This window comes from Paraeggerthella hominis, assembly GCF_021044775.1.
Classification (GTDB): Bacteria; Actinomycetota; Coriobacteriia; order Coriobacteriales; family Eggerthellaceae; genus Paraeggerthella; species Paraeggerthella hominis.
Window position 1 is genome coordinate 85,384 of the sequence record NZ_JAJNOQ010000011.1, and the last position, 10,848, is coordinate 96,231.

Below are 10,848 nucleotides of genomic sequence, written 5' to 3' on the forward strand. Positions count from 1 at the left end.
CCCGTCTCGAAGGGTTTATGGGATACTGGGCAAGAAGAGGAAGGAGCCGCCGTGAGCTTTGCCCACGAATTCGGAATCGCAGGAGACGCCCTGCACGACAAGCGGATCCTGCTTGTCGACGACGAGCAGGAATTGGCCAGCATGGTTGCCGCCATCTTGCACAGGGCGGGATTCCGCGCCGTGGAAACGGCTCATTGCGCAAGCGAGGCGCTGCGCATCATCGACGCGCGCGCAACGTCGCCCGACACCGCCTGCCAGCTGTTCGTCCTCGACATCATGATGCCGGGCATGAACGGGTTCGACCTGCTCGCGCGCATTCGGGAGCGCCCCACCCACGCATCCACGCCCGCGCTGTTCCTTTCGGCCAAAGACGAGCCCTTCGACCGCGTGAACGGCCTGTCGCTGGGGGCCGACGACTACGTCACAAAGCCGTTTCTTCCCCAGGAGCTGGTCCTGCGCATCGCAGCCCTGCTGCGTCGATGTTACGCCGCGGAAAGCCCGGTGCTCGAGCTTGCGGCAAGTCGCGTGAACCTCACGACGGCCGAAGTCGAGCGAGCCGACGGAACGACCGTCCAGCTCACCGCCAAAGAGCACGAGATCCTGAGCGTGCTTGCGCGCAACGCCGGCCGCATCATCACCATCGACGCGCTCTGCGAAGCATGCTGGGGAACGTCCTTCGGCTACGACAACTCGCTCATGGCCCACATTCGCCGACTGCGCGAGAAGATCGAAGCGGACCCGTCCGCGCCCGCTTCGCTGGTGACGGTGCGCGGCCTTGGGTACAAGCTGGTGAAGCGCTGAGCATGGCTGCCTCGAAACACGACCGCCGCCGCCCGCGCCCCGAGGGGTTCGCGCGATTCTTCACAAAGCAGCTGCTTCTCTTCGTAGCCTGCGCGCTGCTCGTCATCGTGGTCGACCTGGCGCTGTACATCGTCATCGCCTTTCAAGAATCGAACGCCAACTTCAACACCGGATCGCCGGCATCGCTCGTGCGCACGGTGGACGAGCAGCTTGCGCGCACGGACGATGGCACGTTCTCGCTTGAAGAAGAGGCGTCACTGCAGTTGGCGAGCAAAGGCGCTTGGGGCCTGCTCGTCGACGAGAGCGGCACGACGATCTGGTCCCAGAACCTGCCCGCGGACGTTCCCCGCTCGTACTCCCTGAACGACATCGCGATAGCATCGCACTACGCGGCCATCGCCGACTACCCCGCGTTCTTCTGGGATCGAAGCGACGGCCTGTTGATCGTAGGCCTGCCGAAGGGCGAGTTCTGGACGATGTCGCTCACCTACCCCGCTTCGACGATGCGCAATCTTCCGCTGTACATCCTGACCATATTCGCAGTGGACGTCGGCATCCTGTTCTTGCTGTACGCCCTGTCCCGCCGGCGAACCCAAAACGCCGTCGGCCCCATAGCAGACGCGCTCGACAAGCTGTCAGAAGGGAAATCGGCCCAGGTGGACCTCAAGGGCGACCTACAGGGAATCGGACGGCAGATCACCGAGACGTCGGCGCTCATCGAGCAAAAAGACGCCGCGCGGGCGAACTGGATACGCGGCGTGTCGCACGACATCCGCACGCCGCTTTCGATGATCCTGGGATATGCCGACGGCATCGCGCAGGACGAGGAAGCGCCGGACGATGCGCGCGCGAGGGCACGCATCATACGCGCGCAGGGTCTGAGGATCAAGGACCTGGTCACCGACCTCAACACCGCATCGCTTTTGGACTACGCCGCCCAACCGCTCAACCTGGAGCACGTGCGCCTTTCGAAGCTTCTGCGCACCGTCATCGCCGCGCACATGAACGCCCAGCTCGACGACGCGCACCCGGTAGACCTGCACGTCGATGAGCGCGCAGCCGACGCGACGGTTCTCGGCGACGAGCGCTTGCTGACGCGCGTGGTGGAAAACGCCCTGGCCAACGCACGGCTGCACAACGAAGCGGGCTGCCGCATACGCGTATCGCTCGCGCTTTTGAACAGGGAAGCGAACTGCGCCGTCATCCGCATTGCCGACGACGGCGCGGGCGTGACGCGCGACGAGCTGGCGGCCCTCGAAGCGCGCCTGGCACGCTCGCGCACGGCGCGAAGCGCGGCGGGATCGTACGGAGAAGAGCACGGCTTAGGGCTTGCACTGGCAGATCGTATCGTCCGAGCGCACGGCGGCTCGCTTTCCCTGGAAAGCGAGCCTGCACACGGGTTCACCGTGAAACTCATGCTTCCGATTACCGAACCCAAAGCAGGTTCCGCAACGTAAGCGCTGCGGAACAGGAAGCCGCTGTCAAAACGGACGAGTTTTGCGGCGGTTTTCGCCCTTCCAAGAGGGCTCGCTCCGCACGTGATTTTTATTTTCCCAGGTCAGACGAACGGCACTTCGAATTATCCTGGTTTGAGGACCAGCAAAACTCGATCGTTTTGACACGACGGGCGAAACGCGTGCGCAAAACGGGCGCGATAGGGAGAGACACCGGGCGGACGGGACGCGCGGCGCGAGGCGCCAGGCTGGACGCAACGCGCGACGCGAGGCGCAGGCTGGACGCAACGCGCGACGCGGAACGAAGCAACCCCGCCCCTAGCACTCCCCCTGCACGCCTATGCCGATCAGGCCAGGACCGGTATGCACCACGAGAACCGGGCTGATCTGCCCCTCGTACCACAACTGCACGCCGCTCATCCGCGATGCAAGCTCGGCCTTCACCTCGACCGCCTCTTCCGCCGCATCCCCGTTCACCACGGCAACCGTGCTGCGAGGGAACTTCGCAGCGAATTCCTCGACGCACTGCATGGCCTTCTTGAGCGACTGCCGACGCCCCTTGGCCTTCGTAACGGTATAGTACACGCCCGCTTCGTTGCAGCTGATCACGGGACGCATGTCGAGCAAGCTGCCCACGCGGTAGGTCACCTCGCCGATGCGACCGCCCTTGCGCAGGTACTCGAGCGTGTCGACGCAGAAGTACACCCTCGTATTCTTCGCTATCTGGTCGCCTTCGCGCTTGATGTCCTCGAACGACGCGCCCTCGGCCAGCCTTCGCGCAATTGCAAGAGCAACCAGGCCCGCGCCCATCCCGATGTTCTTCGTGTCGACCAAGCAGCAATCAAGCTCCGGCATTCCCGTCGAAAGCGAGCGCATCAACTCGTACGTAGCGGAAAGCCCGCTCGAAATGGTCACGATAACCGCGCGATCGTACCCGTCGGCCACCACGCGCTCGAGCACGTTTCGCGCAACGGCGGGAGTAGGCGTAGACGTTGTGGGAATTTCCTGAGAGAAGCGATCGTACACCTCTTGAGGAGTGATGGTCACCTTGTCCAAAAACGATTCGTGTTCGTAGTTCACCTGCAAAGGGACCACGTACATGCCGTACCGGTCGATATCCTCGGGAGGAACGTCGGTGCAGGAATCCACCACGAGCGCTATACGGCTTGCATTCATACTATCCTTCTTTCAAAGTTTCAATAGCTTTATGATATGGTTTTCATTACTAGATTATAAGGAGCATAGCACCGTGTCAAGCAACAACGAAGATTGACTGACCTCGTACGGATTGTTATTCTCATTCGTACGAATACCGTGGAAAGGAATCCATGAACCCTTCATCCATCAGCATGTCGCCCTACGCGCAAAAACTCGTCAACCTGCGCTTGCCGCGATACCAGGAGATACCCCGCATCGACCTGTACATGGACCAGCTCATCGGATACCTCGAGGAAACGCTCGCCCCGCTCTACCAGGAACACGAGAAGATCATCACGCGCTCCATGGTGAACAACTACGTGAAGCAGGGGGTCCTCTCGTCGGCTTCAGGCAAGAAGTACACGCGCTCCCATGTTGCGTACCTCATCGTTATATGCACGCTCAAGCAAACGTTCTCGATCGCCGAAATCGACCGCCTCATTCGCATGCAGATCGCAAGCTTCGACACGAATGTGGCCTACGATTACTATTGCGACGCGTTCGAAGCGGCGCTCGAAGCCCTGTTCTCCGCCGAACCCACCAGCCCGGCAGGCCTTACAAGCGGCGCGAACAAGGGAGACTTCGAACGGGACCTCGTGCTTTCAACAACATCGGCCATCGCCTACACCCTCTACGTGAAGGCAAGCATCTTGGCCACCGACGCCGCCGCACGTTAGGGCGCGCGCGAAGGACGCAAAACCCGACTTCCCAGCTTTCCGTTGAAATCGCGTGAAACATCGCCGTTGCGCCTATAAGGGTGACCTTATCCCGATACAATAAGGCGACCCGTTCGCTACAACGCAAGGAGATCGCCACGTGGAAGCCCTCATGTTCGCTCTACTCATGTTGGCAGCCGTCCTCGTATCCTCCATCATAGACCAGCTTGTCCCCAAGGTATCCTCCCCTCTTATCCAAATTGGACTAGGCCTGATCATCGCCGTGGTCGCAGGCGGTCAGATCGACATCCTGTTCGACGAAGCCGACTTGTTCCTAGTTCTGTTCATCGCCCCGCTGCTCTACGACGAAGCGAAAAGCGTCGACAAAGCGGCGCTCTGGCGCAACAAAAGGCCCGTCGTCTCGCTCGCCATCGGACTGGTGGTGGTCACGGCTCTGGTGGTCGGTTTTGCGGTCAACTGGGTCGTACCTTCCATCAGCTTAGCCGCCGCTTTCGCCCTGGGCGCCGCCCTGGGCCCCACCGACGCCGTTGCCGTCGCCTCGCTTTCCAAGGAAACCGACATCTCGCCCCGCGCCAAGAGCATTCTGGAAGGGGAATCGCTCATCAACGACGCATCGGGCATCGTTGCCTTCCAGTTCGCGCTGGCCGCAGCCGTTACCGGCACGTTCTCTCTGGTCAACGCAACCGTCGAGTTCCTGTTCTCTTTTTTGGGAGGCATTTTCATCGGCATCGCGCTGGGCTACCTGGGCAACTTCATCGTGCGCAAGGTGCGCTCCTGGGGTCTGGAGAACACCACGTTCCACGTGCTGTTCGAGGTGTTCACGCCCTTCATCGTGTACCTGGTAGCCAACCAGGTGGGCGCGAGCGGCATTTTGGCAGTGGTCGCAGCAGGACTGGTGAACGTCATATCGCCCCGCACGCTGGGGCCTTCGATATCGCGCATGAACATCGTTTCGGCCAGCGTCTGGCAGGTGCTGTCCTTCACCCTTAACGGGATCGTGTTCGTTCTCTTGGGCACGCAGCTTCCCCGCGCCATGCAGCAGACCTGGGCTAACGTGTACATCGACAACGGCTTGCTCATATCCTATGTCCTAGGGATCACGCTCATACTCATCGCAGTGCGCTTCGTATGGATCCTCGTCATGGAGCGCTCGCGAAGCCGCAAAGGCAAAAACAAGGAAGACGGTGCGGCGAAGCAGCGCAGGCTATCGAAAACCGATATGCTATCGGCGGCCATCATGACGCTGGCAGGTCCAAAAGGAACCATCACGCTCGCCGTCATCCTCACGCTGCCGCGCGCCATCCCGCAGCAACAGCTCATCATGTTCCTGGCATGCGGCGTCATCGTGGTCACGCTTCTGCTGGCTACGTTCGTGGTTCCCCTGCTAGCTCCGCGCAAGCCGACCACCGAAGAAGATCAGCGCTGCGACGAAACGCAGGTGAGCCTCGAGATCCTGCGCAACGTCATCGAGGAGTTGTCGGCTCGCCAAACACCCGAGAACCGCGCTGCCACGCAAATGGTCATCCATTCTTACAACGACCGCATTGCGCGCATCAAAGAGCAGCACAACATCGACGACGAGCCGAACCTCGAGCTGCGCCTGAAAACGCTGCGCTGGGAACAGGAATTCGTCTTCGAGCTCATCGAGCATGAGGAAACGTATCCTTTGGTAGGCTACCAGTACTTAAGCCGGCTCTCGCATATAGAGAACCTTCTGCGCCACCACGCCGATCGTTGGTCGCCGCAAAGGGCCGCCCTGCGCATGCGCACAGCGCTGAGGTCCGGATGGTATCGGTTCGTGCAGGGCATGCCCGGAGCGAATCTAACCGAAACCGCGCAGGCCATCCGCGATCTGCAGATACGATCGTGCGAATTCGTCATCGAGAAGCTGCAAGGGGAAATGGCTCCCGGCGTATCGGAGGAAAACGCCGAGGACCTATCGTCTCTGCTCCTGGAGTACCAGCGCACGTTGAGCGCATTGCGCTCGAAAGCCCCCTCCATCACGGCCATAACCAGCACGGCGGATGCCGCGGTCGACATCAAGCGACTTGGACTGCACCTGGAGCTGGAGCAAATACAAACGCGCTACGAGGAAGACGACCTGTGCCGCGCCACCGCGAAGCGCCTGCGCGAGAACGTGTACCTTATGCAGATCGACCTCGAAGACAACGTGTAACGCGCGAAGCACGGTTTTCGCAGCCTCGCTCCGCACCGCAACGCTCCCCTGCATAAAAAGGCCCGCAAGCTCTGCGACGAGCTTGCGGGCCTTTCCGTGTGCCGTATGAGCAGGAAGCGTTACATCTTGGCCGGAGCGCTCACGCCCAGCAGACCCAGCGTGGTCGCCAAAACAATGCGAGTCGCATCGGCAAGCGCCAGACGCGCGTTCTGAACGGCCTCGTCCTCGCCGATGATATGGCAATTGGTGTAGAACGAATGGAACAACGCCGCCAGATCCTGAGCGTAATGCGTCAGGCGGAACGCAGCGCGATCGCGCGCAGCCTGCGACACCAGGTCGGCGAAATCGTCCATCTTGCGCATAAGGGCCAACTCGGACTCGTGCGTCAACGGGGACAGGTCCACGCCCGCAGGCACGACCTTAGCCGCCAGCTCGTCCATGGAAAGCTCGCCGGCCTCGGCGGCAGCCGCGTCGGCGGCGTCGGCGGCCTTGCGCAGGATGGAGCATATACGCGCATGAGCGTACTGCACGTAGTACACCGGGTTGGAAGCGTCCTTCTTCTTCGCCACCTCGATGTCGAAGTCGATGGGCTGATCGGAAGAGCGCGACAGCATCAGGTAACGCGTCGCATCCACGCCCACCTCGTCGATGAGCTCCTCGAACGTGATCATCTCGCCGGTACGCTTGGACATACGAACGGCTTCGCCGTCGCGGAACAGGTTCACCAGCTGGCCAAGCATGATCTCGAGCGCGCCGGGACGGCCCCACGCCGCAAGCATGGCCTCGCAACGGGCGATGTAGCCATGATGGTCGGCGCCCCAGATGTTGATCAGGTGGTCGAAACCGCGCTCAAGCTTGTTGTAGTGGTAGGCAACGTCGCTCATGAAGTACGTGTACTCGCCGTTCGCCTTGATCAGCACGCGGTCCTTCTCGTCGTCGAACGCGCTCGACTTGAACCACGTGGCCCCGTCCTGCTCGTAGATGTAGCCCTTCTCGCTCATGGCCTTCAGGCTGCGGTCCACGGCGCTTTCGCCCGACTCGTCCTTCACGTACAGGGAGCGCTCCGAGAACCAGCAATCGAACGTGGTGCCGAAACGACCGGTCACGCGATGCTGCTCGGCGAGCATCATCTGGTAAGCGCGCTCGCGGAAGTTCTCCATGCGCTCCTGCGGATCGGCGTCAAGCCAGACGTCGCCGTCCTCGTCGATGATGACCTGCGCGATGTCGTTCACGTAGGAACCGGCATAGCAAGCCTCAGGCATTTCGACGTCGCGACCGAGGATCTGCTGATAGCGCACGGCCACGGATTCGCCGAAGTTGTCCATCTGCGTGCCGGCGTCGTTGATGTAGAACTCCTCGTACACATCGTAGCCGGCATGGCGCATCACGCGCGCCGTGGCATCGCCCAAAGCAGCCCAACGGCCATGTCCCACGTGCATGGGACCCGTGGGGTTGGCGGAGATGTACTCGAGGTTAATGTAGCGCTGACCCTCGGGGATGAACCCGTGACCGAAGCCTTCCTTCTCCTCGCGCACCTGGGAAACAACGCCCTGAAGCACGGTGGAGGACAGGCGGAAGTTGATGAAGCCGGGGCCGGCGATCTCGGCGGAGGCGATAATGCCGTTCTCCGGAAGATGGTCGACAATGATCTGAGCGATCTCGCGGGGGTTCTTCTTAGCCTGCTTGGCGGAACGCATGGCTACGGTGGAGGCCCAGTCACCGTTGCTCTCGTCGCGCGGGCGCTCCAGCGCCGCCGCGGGAGCCTCCTCGAGCTCGAGCGATCCGTCCTCGCACGCGGCCGCAACGGCTGCGTCGATCAGCTGTTCAAGTTGTTCGCGAATTTGCATGGTATGCATCTTTCTTTGTGGGACTCGTGTAAATACATGTTGGACAAGTCTACCACCTTTTTCCGGCGCGCGGGCACGCGTCGAGCGAACGAACGCCCCAAAAAAGGACGTTATGCAGAAAACGTACACACGACCTCGCAAAAAGCTTCTGCGGTTGGGCGCTTTTATGCTATTGTTCGCTCATTGTAGATTCCCGGGCACCCCCGGTTGCGAGAGAGGACGAAACCGCATGGCCATGATGTTCCAGCAAGGAAACTTCGACGACGCGCGCATCGTGCGCACGCGCGTGTTCATGGAAGAGCAGGGCTTCCAGGACGAGTTCGACGACATCGATCAGGATCCCCGCACCATCCATGTCACGTTGTACGTGGACGAAAAACTGGCTGGATGCGCGCGCACCTTCCCCGATTTCGAGCGCCCCGAAGAACCCGGCCGCTGGATCTTCGGTCGCCTGGCCGTCTTGCCCGAAGCGCGCAAAGGCGGGCTGGGAGCCGCCCTTTTAGCGGAATCCGAGCGACTGGCCCAAGCGGCGGGAGCCACGGAAATGCACCTGCACGCACAGTGCCGCGTCACGCCGTTTTACGAGCGTTCGGGATACCGGCAATACGGGCCCGTCGAACTTGACGAACACGTCGAGCATATCTGGATGAAGAAGGCCCTGTAAGGACCCCTCCCCCTCTCGCAGCATTCCAACCAAGCGAAGACGGCCCCCGCCGAAGCGGAGGCCGTCTTTTTCGCCTGCTTTGCGCCTATTGCCGAAAAACCGGAATCAGGATCAAGCAGCGCCTGGAATCAACATCATCGCAACGGTGAGGATGACCACGCAGGCAACGCCAAGCACGACGAACAGTTTGCCGCCGAACTTGAGCCACGTCGAGTACTCGATCTTCGCAAGCGCCAAGCCGCCCATGATAGCGCCGCTGGTCGGGGTGAACAGGTTCACCAGGCCGTTGCCGGCGCTGAAGATCATGATCATAACGTCGGTCGAGAAGCCCAGCGAGTTAGCCAACGGACCCATGATGGGCATGGATACCGTAGCCATGCCGGACGAGGACGGAATCAGGAACGACAGCACGATGTAGAGCAGGAACGACAGCGGAGCGAAGATGATCGCCGACAAGCCGTTCAGTGCAGCTGCCGCATTCTCGAGAATCCACATGTCCAGGCCGGTCTCGCCCATAAGCACCGTAATAGAACGAGCCATGGCGATGATCAGCACGACGCTCATCATATCGGCCGTACCGTTGATGAACGCTTTCACGAAACGGCTCTCGGACACGCCACCGACGATGCCGATGATGATAGCCATGATGAGGAACCACGTGGAAGCCTCGTCGAAGTACCACTGCCCCAGCGGAAGGCCCGTCAGGAATGCGGACCAGCCGTCCGAGATCTGCTCTTCAGTGGTAACCGTGCCCTCGACGTTGCCGTCGAACGCGATCTCGCCGCCAACCTTCTTGTCGACCCACTTAGCAGAGATGTCGTCGCCGGTAACCTGCGTCGTCACCTCTTCTGTAGCGGAACCAGCATCGAATATCTCGACGCCGAAATCGCCCCAGGGGATGAACCCGACGATCATGATTACAAACGTCAGCGCGAACACGACAAGCGTGGCTTTCTGACGCCCCGTCATAAGCTTCTCGGATGGATTCGCCTCGGCATCCTGCGTTTCCTGCTGAGCTTCGCCGAACTCGGCCTTCATGACTTCCTGCTCTTGCAGCGAAAGAATCGTGGAGCCCTTGTCGGCCTTGACCTTCTTCGCGTAACGCATCACGAACACGATGGATATGGCCAAGGTGACCAGCCACAAGATGACGCCGAGCATGATGATGGTGCCCTGGTTGATGGCAAGCCCCGTAGACGACAGCGAGTCAACGGCTGCGCCGACCGCGAACGGGTTGACCGTCGAGCCGAGCACGCCGCAACCGGCGCCCAGCAAAACGACCGCCGCGCCGACCACGCTGTCGAAGCCAGCGGCTACCATCGTGGCAGCCAGCAGCAGGTAGAACGGCACCGTTTCCTCGCACATGCCGTACGTCGTGCCGCCAATCGAGAAGATGAACATCAAGATGGGAATGAGTATGAGCTCGTTACCCTTGAGCTTTCTCACCAGCGCGGCAATGCCGGCGTCCAAGGCGCCCGTTTCCGTGACGATGCCCAGGAAACCGCCCAGGATCAGCACGAACAAGCAAACGGGGAGCGCATCGGTGAAGCCTTTGACGGGTGCCGTCGCCACATTGGCAACGGTAGCTCCCGTTACACCTTCCACACCCATGAACGACATGACAACCGTAATCAGCGCCAGTGCGATCAGGATGATCAACAGGATGGTGAACGAAGAGATGGAACGCTTCTTTCTGCTTTTTTCCTTTTCTTTCTCGGTCATACAAACCCCTCCTTTTTGAGGATCGAGGTGGATAGACAGGTGCGAACGAGAAATTGATAGACGAATCAGTGGAAGCATAACCGCATGATCCGACAGTACCCCAGTTAACGGCGACGCCCGCGCTACACAGGCGCCGCCGCTTAGAACAGTTTCGGATTCCCAAAGCCCTCAGCGGGCCTCAGTACTCCAAACGGCGGGAACTACGCCGTGATGATGGTGCCGGTCTTGCCCTCGAGGCCCGCGGCGGCGCACTCGAGGCTGGTGATGAGGGCCTTGCCCTCGGGGTAGGCGCGCACGTACTCGATGCAGG

At 60.9% G+C, this 10,848-nt stretch carries 8 protein-coding genes and 1 pseudogene; 5 read left to right on the forward strand and 4 right to left on the reverse strand.

What is annotated here, in order from left to right; translation table 11 throughout:
• Positions 1-51: 51 nt before the first annotated feature.
• Both LQE90_RS10995 and LQE90_RS11000 read left to right on the forward strand, forming a co-directional pair.
• The gene (locus LQE90_RS10995) at positions 52-801 is read left to right on the forward strand and encodes a response regulator transcription factor (RefSeq protein WP_369412413.1); all 750 of its coding nucleotides are present in this window, start codon (positions 52-54) and stop codon (positions 799-801) included.
• Between the two features lie 2 nt (positions 802-803).
• Positions 804-2,258, forward strand: coding sequence for a sensor histidine kinase (locus tag LQE90_RS11000; protein WP_216529761.1), 1,455 nt, complete (start codon positions 804-806; stop codon positions 2,256-2,258).
• Between the two features lie 315 nt (positions 2,259-2,573).
• Here LQE90_RS11000 and LQE90_RS11005 read toward each other — a convergent pair whose 3' ends face one another.
• Positions 2,574-3,431: a DegV family protein gene (locus LQE90_RS11005; RefSeq protein WP_216529762.1), complete on the reverse strand. Its 858-nt coding sequence runs from the start codon at positions 3,429-3,431 to the stop codon at positions 2,574-2,576.
• Between the two features lie 152 nt (positions 3,432-3,583).
• Between LQE90_RS11005 and LQE90_RS11010 the strand changes: the two genes are divergently transcribed.
• Positions 3,584-4,129, forward strand: a complete 546-nt coding sequence (locus LQE90_RS11010) for a DUF1836 domain-containing protein (RefSeq protein WP_216529763.1) — start codon at positions 3,584-3,586, stop codon at positions 4,127-4,129.
• 139 nt (positions 4,130-4,268) lie between these two features.
• On the forward strand, positions 4,269-6,305 hold the full coding sequence (locus LQE90_RS11015) for a cation:proton antiporter (RefSeq protein ID WP_216529764.1): 2,037 nt from the start codon (positions 4,269-4,271) through the stop codon (positions 6,303-6,305).
• Positions 6,306-6,424: 119 nt separating this feature from the next.
• On the opposite strand, the gene argS is transcribed toward LQE90_RS11015, so the two are convergent.
• Entirely contained in the window at positions 6,425-8,152 is a 1,728-nt protein-coding gene (gene argS / locus LQE90_RS11020; protein ID WP_114567983.1) for an arginine--tRNA ligase, read from the reverse strand.
• A 229-nt stretch (positions 8,153-8,381) separates the two neighbouring features.
• Between argS and LQE90_RS11025 the strand changes: the two genes are divergently transcribed.
• Positions 8,382-8,816, forward strand: a complete 435-nt coding sequence (locus LQE90_RS11025; RefSeq protein ID WP_216529765.1) for a GNAT family N-acetyltransferase — start codon at positions 8,382-8,384, stop codon at positions 8,814-8,816.
• Positions 8,817-8,927: 111 nt separating this feature from the next.
• Here the strand turns inward: LQE90_RS11025 and LQE90_RS11030 are convergent, their stop codons facing one another.
• Together LQE90_RS11030 and LQE90_RS11035 are read right to left on the reverse strand one after the other, a co-directional pair.
• Positions 8,928-10,538, reverse strand: coding sequence for a YfcC family protein (locus tag LQE90_RS11030; protein ID WP_114567985.1), 1,611 nt, complete (start codon positions 10,536-10,538; stop codon positions 8,928-8,930).
• Positions 10,539-10,738: 200 nt separating this feature from the next.
• Positions 10,739-10,848 (reverse strand): annotated as a pseudogene (locus tag LQE90_RS11035) (carbamate kinase); the annotation flags it as partial.